General features: G+C 70.2%; 7 protein-coding genes and 1 pseudogene. 3 read left to right on the forward strand and 5 right to left on the reverse strand.

Annotated elements, in window-relative coordinates:
• The first annotated feature begins 265 nt into the window (after positions 1-265).
• Both D7Y11_RS36785 and fliB read left to right on the forward strand, forming a co-directional pair.
• Positions 266-4,042: a TIGR02266 family protein gene (locus tag D7Y11_RS36785; protein WP_199753888.1), complete on the forward strand. Its 3,777-nt coding sequence runs from the start codon at positions 266-268 to the stop codon at positions 4,040-4,042.
• Positions 4,043-4,051: 9 nt separating this feature from the next.
• Positions 4,052-5,413, forward strand: a complete 1,362-nt coding sequence (fliB, locus tag D7Y11_RS36790; RefSeq protein WP_126936000.1) for a flagellin lysine-N-methylase — start codon at positions 4,052-4,054, stop codon at positions 5,411-5,413.
• 4 nt (positions 5,414-5,417) lie between these two features.
• Here fliB and D7Y11_RS36795 read toward each other — a convergent pair.
• A pseudogene (locus D7Y11_RS36795) lies at positions 5,418-5,981 on the reverse strand (DsbA family protein); the annotation flags it as partial.
• Positions 5,982-6,163: 182 nt separating this feature from the next.
• On the opposite strand from D7Y11_RS36795, the gene D7Y11_RS36800 reads away from it, so the two are divergent.
• Positions 6,164-8,194, forward strand: a complete 2,031-nt coding sequence (locus D7Y11_RS36800; protein WP_126936001.1) for a S9 family peptidase — start codon at positions 6,164-6,166, stop codon at positions 8,192-8,194.
• 55 nt (positions 8,195-8,249) lie between these two features.
• On the opposite strand, the gene D7Y11_RS36805 is transcribed toward D7Y11_RS36800, so the two are convergent.
• The 4 genes from D7Y11_RS36805 to D7Y11_RS36820 form a co-directional block, all read right to left on the reverse strand.
• Positions 8,250-8,528, reverse strand: coding sequence for a hypothetical protein (locus D7Y11_RS36805; protein ID WP_120598838.1), 279 nt, complete (start codon positions 8,526-8,528; stop codon positions 8,250-8,252).
• Positions 8,529-8,607: 79 nt separating this feature from the next.
• Positions 8,608-9,321, reverse strand: a complete 714-nt coding sequence (locus D7Y11_RS36810) for a DUF4142 domain-containing protein (protein ID WP_126936002.1) — start codon at positions 9,319-9,321, stop codon at positions 8,608-8,610.
• A 334-nt stretch (positions 9,322-9,655) separates the two neighbouring features.
• Entirely contained in the window at positions 9,656-11,416 is a 1,761-nt protein-coding gene (locus D7Y11_RS36815) for a tetratricopeptide repeat protein (RefSeq protein ID WP_172809939.1), read from the reverse strand.
• 8 nt (positions 11,417-11,424) lie between these two features.
• Positions 11,425-14,538 (reverse strand): DUF4175 family protein, encoded by a 3,114-nt coding sequence (locus D7Y11_RS36820; protein WP_233607504.1) that lies wholly within the window; start codon positions 14,536-14,538, stop codon positions 11,425-11,427.
• Positions 14,539-14,550 lie beyond the last annotated feature (12 nt).

The following is a 14,550-nucleotide window of genomic DNA, read 5'->3' on the forward strand; positions in this document are numbered from 1 at the left end:
CCGACCGTGGAGAGCAGGTCGTGCCGTCGGTCCACCAACCACCGCGCTTGCAGGGGAACCGGGGCGAAATGGGGAACCGCGTTCATCGGAGGACTCCCGTCCGGCGGTCCCGGACCTCTTCCTGCGGGAAACGAAGTCCCAGGATAGCGGGGACATACAGGTAAGTCAGATGCGCACCTGAAGGTCTCGAACGGGCACCGGCCGGACGGGCAGGGGGCCAGAACCCCCTTGAGGGAATGGCCCCCGGACGCGACAGTGCTGAACCATGGATCAAGGTCGGCGTACCTCGGACCGCAAGTCGGTCGGTCTGTTGGTGAAGCTCAAGCATGAGAGCGTGGGGAGCTTCACCGAGGAGTTCGCCACCAACATCAGCCCCGGGGGCATGTTCATCCGCTCGCGCACGCCGCAGCCGGTGGGCACGCCCGTGCGCTTCGAGGTGCAGATCGCCAACGGCGTGCGCGTGCTCCAGGGCACCGCGACCGTGCGCTGGGTGCGCGATGTGAACGACCCCGCGGGGCCTCCGGGAATGGGGTTGCAGTTCCAGGAGCTGGATACCGCGAGCCGCGCGCTGGTGGATCTGATGCTCCAGCGCAAGCCGGGCGGCGGTGCCGTGCCCGCCGCCGCGCCGCTGCCGTCCATTGCTCCGGTCGTGGCGCCGGGCATCGCGCCGTTGGCCGCGCCAGGAATCGCGCCGTTGACCGCGCCGGGCATCGCGCCGGTGAGTCCGCCCGTGGCCGTGCCGCCAGTTGCCGCCGCGCCCCGGCCCGCCGCCGTCCCCGCGCGCCCCGCCGCCGTTGCACCGCCCACGCGTCCCGCGCAGCCGGCCGCGGGTGGTGCCGCGCTCGATTCGCTGTTCGATGATCTGGATGCTCCGTCCTCCAGTCCCGCTCCCGCCGCGGACGAGCCGCTGTCGCTGGGCGGCGCGGACGAGCCGTTCTCGTTGGGCGGTCCGGACGAGGACATGGGGCTGGCGCAGGCGGACTCCGCGAACGACGTGGACATCCCGCTGGACGAGCTCATCGCGGGAACGCCTCCGCCCACCGTGCAGGGCGTGTTGTCGGGAGGCGACGAGCCGCTGCCGGGGCTCGACTTCGAGTTCGAGGTTCCGGTCGTGGATGAGCCCATCGCCATGGGCGAGCCGCTGGAAGAGGTGCCCATCGAAGTGGGGCTCTCCGTGGAGGACGACGCGGCTTCGGCCGCGGGCGACGCGGGTGGGTTCGAGTTGGATTTCTCGGATGTTGCCCCCGCGCCGCCGCCTCGCGCCGCGCCGGTGACTCCACCGCCTGTGCAGCGCGCGGCCCCGCCGCCTGCGGCGATGCCGATCGTGCCGCCGGTGGCTCCCGCCAAGCCCTCTGGCGGCAGCGCCGAGTTCGACTTCGACCTGTCATCCCTGGACGACGAGGCTCCGCTGGAGCTGGCGCGTGAACCCACGTCCTCACCGGGCCGTCAGCGGCCGTTGGGGCGTGAGCCCGCGTCCTCACCCGGCCGTGCCGCAGCGCCGGGTCTGGGGCGTGAGCCTGGATCCGCAGCGGGACGTGCGCCGGGACTGGGGCGCGAACCTGGATCCGCCGCCGGCCGTGCACCGGGGCTGGGGCGCGAACCTGGATCCGCCGCCGGCCGTGCCGCCATGCCGGGCCTGGGACTTGAGCCTCGCTCTTCTGGAGGTCGTCCCGCGGCGCCGGGTCTGGGACTTGAGCCTGGATCCGCCGCCGGCCGTGCCGCCGCGCCGGGCTTGGGGCGTGAGCCTGGATCCGCCGCCGGCCGTGCCGCCGCGCCGGGCCTGGGGCGTGAGCCCGGATCCGCCGCCGGACGTCCCTCCGTGCCGGGTCTGGGACTGGATCCTGGATCCGCGGCGGGGCGTGCACCTGGACTGGGCCGCGAGCCTGGATCCGTGGCGGGACGTCCCGCGGCGCGCGCTCCCGGTGAGCTGCCGTTGGAGCCCGGCTCCTTCGCCAACCGTCCCGCGGCGCCCGGCCTGGGCCGCGAGCCCGGTTCCGCCGCGGGCCGCGCTCCCGACCTCGCCCAGGAGCCTGCGTCGTCCTGGGGCCGCGCTGTCCCGCAGCAGCCTCCCGCGCCGCAGCAGCCTCCCGCGCCGCGCCCGTCCGGCGGCAGCGCCGAGTTCGACCTGGACCTGTCCATCGACGACGACGGGCCGCTGGAACTGGCGCGCGAGCCCGTGTCCTCGGCGGGCCGTCCCGCCGCGCGGCCCATGGCTCCTCCGCCGCAGCCGCCGCCGAGCGTGCTTCCTCCGTCCGTGCGCCAGGCCCCGCCCGCGCCCGCTGCTCCGGTGGCCCCCGCGACGCTCGCGCCCGCCGCCGCGCCGGTGGCCTCCGCGCCGCCTCCCCTGGATGCCAATGGCCAGGTGCGTCCCATCTACCTCACGCCGCCACAGACAATTGCCGGTACGGGACCGGTCATCGGCATCGACCTGGGCACCACCAACTCCTGCGTGGCGCTGCTGTCCAACGGACGTCCCGTCGTGCTGCGCTCGCGCGAGGGCTACAACACCATCCCGTCCGTCATCTCGCTGAGCGCGCAGAACAAGCTGCTCGTCAGCCACCGCGCGAAGAACCAGCTCGTCCTGCGGCCCACGCACACCATCTACGGCGCGAAGCGCCTGGTGGGCCGTCCCTACGACAGCGCCGTGGTGAAGCAGGTTCGCGAGCGCTTCCACTACGAAATCACTCCGGATGCCGCCGGCCGCGCCGCCGTGCGCCTGGGCACCGACGTGCTGTCGCTGGAAGAGGTGCAGGGCATCATCCTGCGCGAGTGCAAGGAGATGGCTGAAACCCATCTCAACCAGAAGGTGGAGCGCGCCGTGGTGACGGTGCCGGCCTACTACTCCGAGCCCCAGCGTGAAGCGGTCCGCAAGGCGGGCGCGATGGCCGGCCTCAAGGTGGAGCGCATCCTCAACGAGCCCACGTCCGCGGCGCTCGCGTACGGCCTCAACCGCGAGCTCAACAAGAAGGTGCTCGTCTACGACCTGGGCGGCGGCACCTTCGACGCGACCATCCTGCGCATCGAGAAGAACGTCTTCGAGGTGCTGGGCACCGGCGGCGACATCTTCCTGGGCGGTATCGACTTCGACAACCTCATCGTCGACTTCCTCCTGGAGCGCTTCCAGGAGAAGGAAGGCATCGCGTTCAACGGGGACGGCATCGCCCTGTCGCGCGTGGGCGACGCCGCCGAGCGCGCGAAGATGGCGCTGTCCGAGCGCAGCACCTTCGAGGTCCACATCCCCATGTTGATGATGGACGACGCGGGCCGTCCCCGGGACCTGCGCGTGACGATGTCGCGCCAGGACCTGGAGAAGATCTGCGACCCGTTGCTCAACCGCACCATCGACGTGGTGCGCGACGTGCTCCTGGACTCCAAGCTGAAGGCCTCGGAGGTGGACGACATCATCCTGGTGGGCGGCATGAGCCGCATGCCGCTGGTGCGCGACAAGCTCAAGGGCCTCTTCAGCAAGAACGCGCAGGCGAGCGTCAACGCGGACGAGGCCGTGGCGCTGGGCGCGGCGCTGTACTCGGGCTCGGTGGACAAGGTGAGCAGCGTGGTGCTCATCGACGTGCTGCCCATGACCATTGGCGTGGCCATGCCCGGCGGCGGCTTCAAGCGCGTCATCGAGCGCAACAGCCCGCTGCCCACGCAGCGCTCGTTCGCCATCAGCACGTCGCAGGACAACGAAGAGCGGATGGAGCTGTCCGTCTTCCAGGGCGAGGACAACCACATCTCCGCCAACGAGTACCTGGGCACCGTGCGCATGGAAGGTCTTCCAAAAGGCCCCAAGGGCTCCGTGCGCGTCGCCGTCACGCTCAAGCTCGACTCCGAATGCGTGCTGCACGTGGAGGCGCGTGAGTACTCGACGCGCAAGGAAGTGAAGGCGACGCTCGCCACGCGCTACTCGCCGGAGGAACTCCAGAAGCAGCTCCAGGTGAGCAAGGAGGCGGTGAGCGCCGCCGAGGAGCGCCGGGGCGCGGACCTCAAGGATCGCGCGGGCCGCTTCTGGGGGTTCGTGAAGAAGGCGCTGGGCCGCAAGTAGACTGGCTCCATGACCGCCTCGGCCCCCCGCTACATGGCGCGCTTCCGTTGCATCGCGGAAGCGTGCGAGGACACCTGCTGCGCGGGGCTCACCGTGCCCATCAGCGAGTCGCGCTGGAGCCTGCTGCGCCAGAAGGTCGCGGGCACACCGGACGAAGCGAACGTCGCGGCGCTGATCAAGCCGAACCCGGATGGAGCCACGGGTCAGCAGGCGGGCATCCTGGGCAAGCGCGCGGACGGGCACTGCGCCTTCCTGGATGAGGCGAAGCTGTGCTCGCTCCAGCGCCGCTACGGCGAAGCAGTGCTGCCGGACGGCTGCTCGGTCTTCCCGCGAGTGCTCACGCGCTGGGGCGCGCAGGTGGAGATGGCCGGGTCACTCGCGTGTCCGGAGACGGCGCGCCTGTGTCTGCTGGCCGAGGACGCGCTGGTGCGCGAGCCCGTGCCCGAGGAACAGGCCCTGCGCCCGCAGGTCGCGCGGCAGGTGGCGGCCGGAGACGACGCGTGGACGGCCCACGCGGACACCGTGCGCGAAGCGATGCTGCGGCTCCTACAGCGGCGCGAAGTCCCGTTCGCCGCGAGGCTGTACGCGCTGGGCCGCATGGCGCTGGACCTGGGCGACTTCTACTTCCCGGGGACCACGGCGTTCGCTTCAGCGGCAGGCGAGGAATCGCGGCATCCCAGCGCGAGCGACGCCTCCGAGCCCGAGGTGCGCGGGCCCATGACGGACTCCGCACCGGATGCGAGCGAGACCCGCGCGGAAGCGGCCGAAGCGCGGCTCGCGCGTGTCCTGCGCGAGTACGAATCCACGGACACCCTCGCGTCCTTGAGCGCGCAGCTCGAAGCGCTGGAGTTGCCCGGAGGCCCGTGGGCCGGCATCTGCGGCGCCGTGCTCCGTTCACGTGAGGCCGCCGTGAGCAGCCCGCGCTTCCTCTCGCTCATGAGCGCCGTGCGCGCGTCCTACGGTGGCGCGGACACGCATCCAGACCCGGCGTGGGAACTCCATGCCGCCCGGCGCTCCGCCCTGGAGTCCCTGCACGGCGAGCGCGTGCACCAGTACTTCCTGCACCACGCGCTCAACCACGTCCTGCGCCACCCGTTCACCGAGGCCGAGAGCCTCCTGAACGCCGTGTTCCTGCTCGTGCTGCGCGCCTCCGTGGTGCGTTGGGTACTGCTCGGGCACCCGGCCGTGGTGGCGCTGCTGGAGGCTCCCGGCACGCCCGTGGCCGCGCTGGACGCCGCCGCCGTGGAGGCGTTCCAGGTCGTCGCCAAGCACGTGGAGCAGGCGCCCTCGTTCCTGGACTTCGCCAAGGGGCTGGCCGGCGAAGGTCCGGAGACCTTCGCGCGGCTGCTCATCCTGGTGAAGGGCCTGTAGCTCCTCAGCCCTGCTGCTTCGGCTTCGCGCCCAGCTGCTGCATGGCCCGCTGGAATGACGGGTACTCGTGCGCGCCCTGGATGGCCACCTTCTCCCCCAGGATGAAGGTCGGCACCGCGCGGATGCCCATCTCCTGGGCCTCGCGCACGGACTCCTCCACCACCTGCCGGTAGCGGCCTTCCTCCACCGCGCGCTGGAGTTCGTCCGGATCCAACCCGGCCTCCACGCCCGCGGCCCGCAGCGTGTCCCACTGCCAGAGGTCCTGCCCTTCACTCCAGTAGCGCCGCAGGATGGCGGCCTGGAAGGGCTCCAGCCTGCCTTGGGCTCGCGCGTACTCCGCCGCCTCGTGCGCTCGGCGCGTGGACGGGATGATGTCCCGCTGCACCATCGTCAGCCCGGCCTTCGCGGCTCGGAGCTTCAGCGGGTTGTTGGGATCCTTCATCCCCTGGCGCACGTAGTCGGGCAACGGCAGCCCTTCCGGAGGCGTCTCCGGGCGCAGGAAGTAGGGGTGCCACTCCACCTGGACGTCGTATTCCTTCTTCAGCTTCTCGACCTCACCGAGGCCGACGTAACACCAGGGTCAAACGAAGTCGGACCAGATGTGGACAACGATGGGTGCGCTCATGGGCTGAATCTCTAGCACCGTGCGTCAGGGCCTTCCACCCCTTCCACCGGGGCCCGCATCCATCGGTGGACAGTCCGCCCTCCCGAAGGCACGGTCCGGGTTCCATTTCTCCGGAGGAACCTTCCGTGCCCCTGTCGCTCCTCGCGGCCCTGGCGCTCGGCGCCAACCCCGCGCCCGCGCCTCATCCGTTCAATCAACAGGACCTGGTCACGCTGCGCCGGCTCAGCAGCCCGCGCGTCTCGCCCGACGGCCGTCAGGTCGCCTACGTCCTGCGCTCCACCGATATGGAGGCGAACCGCGGCCGCACCGACCTGTGGCTCGCCAACCTGGACGGCTCCGCGCCGCGCCAGCTCACCTCCCACCCTGACAGCGACACCGACCCCGTCTGGGCTCCGGACGGCAAGAGCCTCTTCTTCCTGTCGTCGCGCGGCGGCTCGTCACAGGTGTGGCGCCTGCCGTTGGATGGCGGCGAACCGCTTCCGGTCACGAAGCTGCCGCTGGACGTGAACAGCTTCGTGCTGTCGCGTGATGGCCAGCAGCTCGCGGTGGCGCTGGACGCGCGCCCTGACTGCGCGGACCTCGCGTGCAACACCCAGCGCGCCGTCGAGGCCTCCAAGAAGAAGACCACCGGCCGCGCGTATGATCAGCTCTTCGCCCGTCACTGGGACACCTGGAAGGACGGCACGCGTTCGCACCTGTTCGTCGTCCCCGTGGCCGGCGGCACGGCCGTGGACGTGATGAAGGGCATGGACGCGGACGCGCCCAGCAAGCCCTTCGGTGGCGCGGAGGAGTTCACCTTCACCCCGGACGGCAAGAGCCTCGTCTTCGCCGCGCGCGACGTGGGCCCCACCGAGTCGTGGTCCACCGACCTGGACCTGTTCCTCGCGCCCGTCGACGGAAAGACGAAGCCGCGCAAGCTCACGGAGAAGAACCGCGCCACGGACACCAGCCCCGTGTTCAGCCCGGACGGCAAGACGCTCGCGTACGTGGCCATGTCCCGCCCCGGCTTCGAGGCCGACCGCTTCCGCGTCATCCTGCGCACGTGGCCGGGTGGCCAGGAGCGCGTGCTGACCCAGGACTGGGACCGCTCGGCTGGCTCGCTCGCGTGGAGCAAGGACGGCGCCACGCTCTTCACCACCGCCAACGACGTGGGGCAGAACACCGTGTTCGCCCTGGACGTGGCCACCGGCAAGGCGCGCAGCCTCACCCAGGGCGGCAACGCGGACGGCGCCCAGCCCGCGGCGGACGGCCAGGTCGTCTACGCGATGGATGACCTGGACTCGCCGGCGGACCTGTACGCGGTGAAGGCGGACGGCACCGGCACGCGGCAGCTCACCCAGGTGAACAAGGACGCGCTCGCGGGCCTGAAGTTCGGCGCCTTCGAGCAGTTCAACTTCCCGGGCTGGAACAACGAGACGGTGCACGGCTACGTGGTGAAGCCCGTGGACTTCGACCCGAAGCGCCAGTACCCGCTGGCCTTCCTCATCCACGGCGGACCGCAGGGCAGCTTCGGCAACCACTTCCATTACCGGTGGAACCCGCAGGTGTACGCGGGCCGCGGCTACGTGGCGGTGATGATCGACTTCCACGGCTCCACCGGCTACGGCCAGGCCTTCACGGACTCCATCTCCGGGGACTGGGGCGGCAAGCCGCTGGAGGACCTGCAGAAGGGCCTGAACGCCGCGCTCCAGAAGTACTCCTTCATCCACAAGACGAAGCGGTGCGCGTTGGGCGGCAGCTACGGCGGGTACATGATCAACTGGATCGCCGGTAACTGGGCGGACGGCTTCCAGTGCCTCGTGAACCACGACGGCATCTTCGACGAGCGCGCCGCCTACTACGACACCGAGGAGCTGTGGTTCCCCGAGTGGGAGCACAAGGCGCTGCCCTGGGAGAAGCCGGAGTCGTACGAGAAGTTCAACCCGGTGAACCAGGTGGCGAAGTGGAAGACGCCCATGCTCGTCATCCACGGCGGCAAGGACTACCGCGTGGTGGATACGCAAGGCATCGCCACCTTCACCGCGCTCCAGCGCCGCGGCATCCCGTCCCGCTTCCTCTACTTCCCGGACGAGAACCACTGGGTGCTCAAGCCGCAGAACAGCATCCAGTGGCACGACGAGGTGCTGGGCTGGCTGGACCGCTGGACGCGCAAGTAGCGCGCCCGGCGAAAGTGAGCCCTGGGGCGTTGCGCCCCAGGGCTTCATGCACGTTTCAGGGAATGCCGAAGCAGTCGTCGATGCAGCTGGCGATGACCTCCGCGCAGGTGCGGTCGGAGATGCACTGCGAGCACTCCGCGGTGCGCTCGCGGCGTTTGTCCTGCTCGCTCTCCTTCTCTTCCTCCCAGGCGCCAACCTTCTCGGCGCACTTGCCAGTGTCCAGGTCGGAGTCGAAGCACTGCTTGCGGTAGTCGCAGATGGCGTCGGCGTCGTTGGAGCAGCCGGTGAGGAGCAGCACGGAGACACAGGAGGCCAGGGCAATCAGTCGGGACATGGCCCGGCACTATGCACGCGGATGACGCCTCCCGTGAATGCACTTCAAGGGAGGCGCCGCGCACTTCACCGCTGCTGCATTACTTCGTCTTCGTCGCACCGCCGGTGGAGCCGTGGTCCATGGATCCGTGCTCCATGGTGCCGCCCTGCGTGCCGGCGCCGCCCACGCCCATGGCGTCGTCCAGCTTGCCCAGCGTCTGGTAGGCCATGTCGCGATGCCGGGGCAGTTCCTTGGTGAGGTTCGTGAGCAGCGTGGCCAGCTCGCCCGTGGCGCCCATGCCCTGCTGGGCGGCCATCACCTTGCCGATGGCGGCGTCATGCGCGCCAACCTGTCCGGCCATGTAAGTCGAGTCGAACGGCGCGCCCTTCAGCGCCTGGAGCTTCTCCATGTCCGCCTTGTCCGCGGCCATGGCCTTCTTCTCCAGGTCGTTGGTGGCCTTGGGCATCTCCGCCAGCTTCATGTTCTGCGACTTCGCATAGTCCATGACCTTCTGGTCAGCGGTCGTGTGCGCGTCGACCATGGCCTTGGCGTAGGTCTGCACGTCCGGGTTCTGCGAGTTCTGCTGCGCGAGCTTCGCCTGCTTGATCTCCGACTGGTTGATGTAGTGCAGGCGCTCCAGGAAGGCCTTTGGATCCGCGGGGACGATGAAGCCCTTGAACTCCACCGTGCCCTTGGCGACGGTGGGCGTCTTCTCTCCGACTGGCGGGTTGGCGGATGTGGCGCTCTGGGCCAGCGAGACGCCGCCGGTGAAGAGGACCGCGGCGAGGGTGACTCCATGCAGGGTGCGCTTCATTGGGTGCTGCTCCTTTTCAGAGCCTCGGATGTGAGGCGGGTCAAGGCCGGTGGACCGGACACACTTCCGGATCCGCGCGGCGCACGTTGGAGCAGGGCGCGACAGCGAACCCAGCGGGTGGGAGGACGGACGTGTGCCAATTCACGTTGCGTCCCGGACCCGGTGCGGCAGTGGACAGCACCACTGCCCCCGGGAGCGGGCGCGGACGTTCAGCACCACACGGCTGTCTGGGAACGCCATCCCGTCCTCCTCGTGCCCGGAAAGCCAGGCATCCCGCGAGGGAGGGAAGAGAACGGAGGCAGGGCCCCGGCTGGCTGGCCGCCGGGGAGGAGGGCTACTTCGCGGGCTGCGGCGCCGGCTTCGGAGCGGCCTTCGGCTTCGGGGCGTCGGGCGTGCCGGCGGGGACGTTCTTCGTCTCGGACAGCTCGTCCTCGGCGCGCAGGAAGGCCTGGGCGGCGCGGTCCACGTCGTCGGGCTTGAGGCCCGTGAGATTGGCGGCGGCCCCGCGCGTGCGCGCCGCGAGCGCCGTCTCCCCCAGCGCGCCGTGGATGCGCGTGAGGGCCACATGGATTTCCGGGTCGAACGGATCCGACGCCAGCGCCTCCAGGTACGCCGTCTTCGCCTTCGGGTAGTCCTTGCGGAACAGCAGGATGCGGCCCAGGTGCACGTTGGTGGAGGGCGAGCCCGGGTGCATCCGCAGCGAGCCGCGCAGCACGGACTCCGCCTCATCCAGCCGGCGCAGCTCCAGCAGCGCGAGCGCGAACTTGTTGGACACCGACTCGTACTTGTCGCCCACCAGCTTGTGCGCCCGCGAGTACTCCTCCGCGGCGGCCTTCACGCGGTTGCGCTCGCGCAGCACCTCACCCAGGTGCGCGAACTTGCGCGCGGGGACTTCGGTCACCTCGGAGAAGCCGCCGAAGGAGATTTCACGCCCCTTCTTCTCGCTGTCTTTCTGCGCGCCCTTGGCGTCCTCCTTGAGCACCACGCGGTCGTCGCGCGGCACCAGCTCCTGGGGGAAGGGCTGCTTCTTCACGTAGGACAGCCAGGTCTTCTCGAAGAGGGGGAAGGGCATGCCCGTCGCCACCTCCACCGCCTTCTTGTCCGGCTGGCCCGCCTTCAGCTCCTGCAAGAGGGCGCGCAGGCCGGCGGTGCCCTTGGTGCCGTGGATGTAGTCGATGGCGTAGAACACCTCCGCGAACGCGGTGGCCGCGTCCTCCGCCGTGGGCAGCATGGCGATGGAGGGGTGCATCTTCTCGAAGGGGATGAGCTTGTCCTCCTTCACGCGCTTGCCCAAGAGCGCCTGCGTGGAGGGCGTCATGGCCAGGCCACCCTTGCCGCGCCAGCGCGACTCCAGGAACTTGGCCAGGCCTTCGTGCAGCCAGATGGGCACGGTGTTGTGGGACATCTGGCTGACCACCAGGTGCACGTACTCGTGCGCCAGCGTGTCCTGCCAGTCGTAGCCCTGCGCCACGGCCTTGGGGCTCGTGACCATCAGCTTGTTGAACTTGCAGATGGCGATGGTGCCCGTGGTGCGGATCTGCTTCTCCGTCAGCGTGCTGACGCGGGACAGCTCGCGCGCGTTGTTCACCACCTCCACGCGCACCTTGCCCGGCGGCGTCCAGCCCAGGTCCTCCGCGAGCGCCCGGTGGATGGCCTCCAGCGTCTCCAGTGCGTAGGGCACCAGAATCTCTTCCTTGCCCTTCGGGTAGAAGAAGATGAAGTGCTCGCTCTCCGCGCGCTGGTGGTCCTTGACGATGGTGCGCGTGTCCTTGGCGAGGCGCAGGTAGCTGCCCGGCTTGTCCTCGATGTTGGCGCCTTCCAGCAGCGTCACCGCGTCTTCGTACTGGCCCTCCTCGAAGGCCACGCGCCCCTGGAAGTACTTCAGGGGCTCCAGCTCGGACGGTACGCGCTGCTCGACCTCGGCCAGCTCGCGGCGGGCGCTTCCCACGTCCCAGTCGTCCAGCGACTGCTCCACCTTGCCCAGCCGCTGCTTCACCTCTTCCTTGAGGGCGGCGTCGGGTGGCTGCGCGAAGGCCGTGGGGACGGCGAGGAGGAGGGCGCACAGGACGCCCAGGCCCGGGATGGTCGCGTGCATGCGGCGGCTCACTTCACCAGCTCCTCGTAGTAGCGCTTCACCTGTTCGCGGTACTTCTCCGGCGCGCCCTGCTTCATCGCGTCCAGCAGGTCCTTGCGGAACTCGCGAGGCGCCTGGAACGCGTCCTCGTCCGGCAGCTCCACCTTGTCCTGCGGGTTGCGGCCGTTGCCTTCCTGGCGGCGGCCAGAGCCCATGGGCATGGGCAGCCCGCGGCCGCCCTTGCGGCCCTGCTGGCTCTGCTGCATCTGCTGCTGGAAGCGCTTGAGGCCTTCCATGGCGGCCTGCTGTTCGCCGTAGCCGCGGCCGGGGTCCTTGCCCTGCATGCGCTGGGACGCCTCGCCCATGCGCTGGCCAATCTCATCCATCTGCTGGCCGGCTTCTTCGCCGAACAGCGGCGCCGTCTGCTCCATGTCCTCCATCTGCTGGCGCAGGCCCTGCGCGCGCTGCTCCAGCTGCTGCTGGCGCTGGCCCAACTGCTGGAGCTGCTGCTTCTCCTGCGGCGACAGCTGCGAGCCCGGCGGCGGGAAGAGGTTTTGCAGCTGCTGGCTCACGTCCGACACGTCGCGCGAGTCCTTCTTGAGCTGCTCCGCGAGCTTCGCGGACTGCTGACGCACCTCCGGCGGGTTGCCGAACATCTCATCCAGCTGGCGCTGCTGCTCGCCCATGCTGGACAGCTGGCGCGCGGCGTCCTCGGCGCGCGCGGCGGACTCCGCGGCGAGGTCGAAGTCGTCCACCTTGAGCGCGTTCTCCACGTTGCGCAGCTCGGACTGGGCCTCTTCCAGCGGGCGGGCCGCGCGGCTGTTGAGCCGGCCTGGATCGAGCTTCTGGTAGTCCTCCTGCACCTGCTTCAGCTTGCGGTTCAGCTCGTCCTTGAGGGCCTGGCCCTTTTCTTTAAGCCGGTCGCGGTTCTGCCCGCGGGCCTGGTCGCGCAGGGCGCGCGTCTGCTCGGCGACCTTCTGCTGCTCGCTCATGGTGCCCTGCAGGTCGTCCATGAACTTGCCGAACTTCTCCGCCAGCTCCGGGTACTGCTCCGCGCCGAAGTCCTCCTGGGACTTGTCCATGGACTCGAGCATCTCGTCCATCTGCATGCCCAGCTCCTGGAGCTTCGCCAGGGCCTCGTCCGCCTTGCCCTCCTGCATCAGGCGCTCGACTTCATCCATGGCGCCCTGCATGTCCTCCTGCTGCATCATCTCCGACAGCGCCTCCGCGTTGAGGTGCTCGTCGCGGATGCCCTTGCGCAGCTCGGCCATGCGCTGCATCAGCTCCTGGATGCGCGACTTGAGCTGTTGGATCTGCTGCATCACCTGCTCGCGCGCGGCCTCGTCCGGGTTGGCCTTGAACTGCTCGATGAGGCGCGACAGGTCGCGGCGCTCGTTGGCCAGCTGCTTCGTCAGCTCCTGGAGCGCCTCCAGCTTCTGCCGGTCCAGCAGCGACTCCAGGTAGAGGATGTCGCGCTCCAGACCCTCGATTTCGTCCTCCACCACTGCGGTGAGCCGGGTGCCGGTGCCCCAGTCCTCGCCGCGCGCGCGCTGGGTGCGCAGGTACAGGCGGCGGAAGTCGGAGGTGGTGCCCACGCTGCGCTTGAGCTCCCCTCCGATGTTCAGGAGCGCGGAGACGATCTCCTTGGGCACGTCCTTCTCCCGCGACAGCTCGGCGCCTTGAGCGCGGAAGTCGTCCGCGAGCTGCTGGCCACTGGTGTCCACGGACTTCGCGGTCTCCACCGCGGTCGCGTCCTTCTGCTTCGCGCGGTCGGGCCCCTCCAGGCGGTCCGCCAGGTGGTCCACCAAGCGGCCCCATAGGACTTCGGCCTTCTCCAGCGCGGCGCGGCGGTGCTCGGCGGCGCTGTAGACGCGAAGGGTCTGCGTGCGGCTGACGCCCTTCTTGGGGCCCTCCACCGCGTCGTTGTCCTTCGCCTCCACGTAGTAGGTGATGCGGTCGCCGGGGGCGGGCTTGAGCGGGCCCAAATCCCAGTTGAAGGTGCCCCGGCTGCGGCGGCTGTCCTCGCGCGGCAGGTTCACGCGCGTCTCCTGCTTCGCGCCGGGCATGCGGTACACCAGCGCCAGACCGGACAGGCCGTAGTCGTCGGTGGCCTCGAACTTGAGCGTCACCGTCTGGCCGGGGTCGACTTCAATCTCCGTGGACGGCGTGAGCAGCGTCACCTGGGGTGACTTGTCCGCCTCCACGGTGAGGGGGATGTCCGGGCCCACCGCGAGCGGCTTCGCGCGCGAGGCATAGAAGACGAAGTGGTAGTGGCCGCCCTGCTTCGCGACGAAGCTGCCGGTGAGCTCGCGGCCGCCGGTGACGGTGAGGGGCAGCACCTGGTCGTTGACGACGACCTCCGCGCGCTCGATGGGGCGGTCCGAGCGCGTCTTCAGCACGACCTCGGTGCCGGCGGGTGCGCTGACCTCGCCGTTGGTGCCGGGCACGGTGCGCGGCGCGAGGCCGGTGTACGCGGGGTAGCGGTAGGTCAGCTCGATGTCGCCGGTGATGGGCTCCGCCTGCGCGGCGGTCTCCGGACGCGAGGCCTGCTCGCGCAGGTGCTTCCAGCCCGCGACCCACCGGCCGCCCACGAAGAACATCAGCACCGCGAGCGCCAGCACCACGCCGCCGCACGCCATGGCCACGCGGCGCAGCGGCTGGCGGTCCACCACGAGCCTGGGGTCCACCGTGCGGGCGCGCTCGTCCATCTGCCTCAGGAACGCGTCCGCGAGCTGGGGGGACCAGCCGGCCTCCTCACGGCGCTCGCGCGACAGCTCCACCGCGGCGAGCACATCCAGCGACAGCTCCGGGCGGCGCTGGCCCACGAGCCGGGCGGTGCGCGCGTCGTCGCCCACCTGCCGGTGCGCGAGCACGACGCCGAAGACGTAAACCACCGCCGCGCCCACGGGCAGGGCGATCCACATGAGCCCCTGGGCAAGCCACGGCGCCGCCCGTCCCAGGAGGCCCGTGGCGAACAGGAGCACGAGGGCCGCGACGGCGCCCAGCAGCAGGCCCTGGGCCCAGAGCTGGCGGCGCTGGCCCACGAGCCGGGCGGTGCGCGCGTCGTCGCCCACCTGCCGGTGCGCGAGCACGACGCCGAAGACGTAAACCACCGCCGCGCCCACGGGCAGGGCGATCCACATGAGCCCCCTGCC

The sequence above is a fragment of the Corallococcus sp. AB018 genome, from assembly GCF_003986945.1.
Classification (GTDB): Bacteria; Myxococcota; Myxococcia; order Myxococcales; family Myxococcaceae; genus Corallococcus; species Corallococcus exiguus.

Coding starts and splice junctions, on each gene's coding strand:
- D7Y11_RS36820 (WP_233607504.1), bottom strand. CDS start 14,538: ATGTGGATCGCCCTGCCCGTGGGCGCGGCGGTGGTTTACGTCTTCGGC.
- D7Y11_RS36815 (WP_172809939.1), bottom strand. CDS start 11,416: ATGCACGCGACCATCCCGGGCCTGGGCGTCCTGTGCGCCCTCCTCCTC.
- D7Y11_RS36805 (WP_120598838.1), bottom strand. CDS start 8,528: ATGTCCCGACTGATTGCCCTGGCCTCCTGTGTCTCCGTGCTGCTCCTC.
- fliB (WP_126936000.1), top strand. CDS start 4,052: ATGACCGCCTCGGCCCCCCGCTACATGGCGCGCTTCCGTTGCATCGCG.
- D7Y11_RS36785 (WP_199753888.1), top strand. CDS start 266: ATGGATCAAGGTCGGCGTACCTCGGACCGCAAGTCGGTCGGTCTGTTG.
- D7Y11_RS36810 (WP_126936002.1), bottom strand. CDS start 9,321: ATGAAGCGCACCCTGCATGGAGTCACCCTCGCCGCGGTCCTCTTCACC.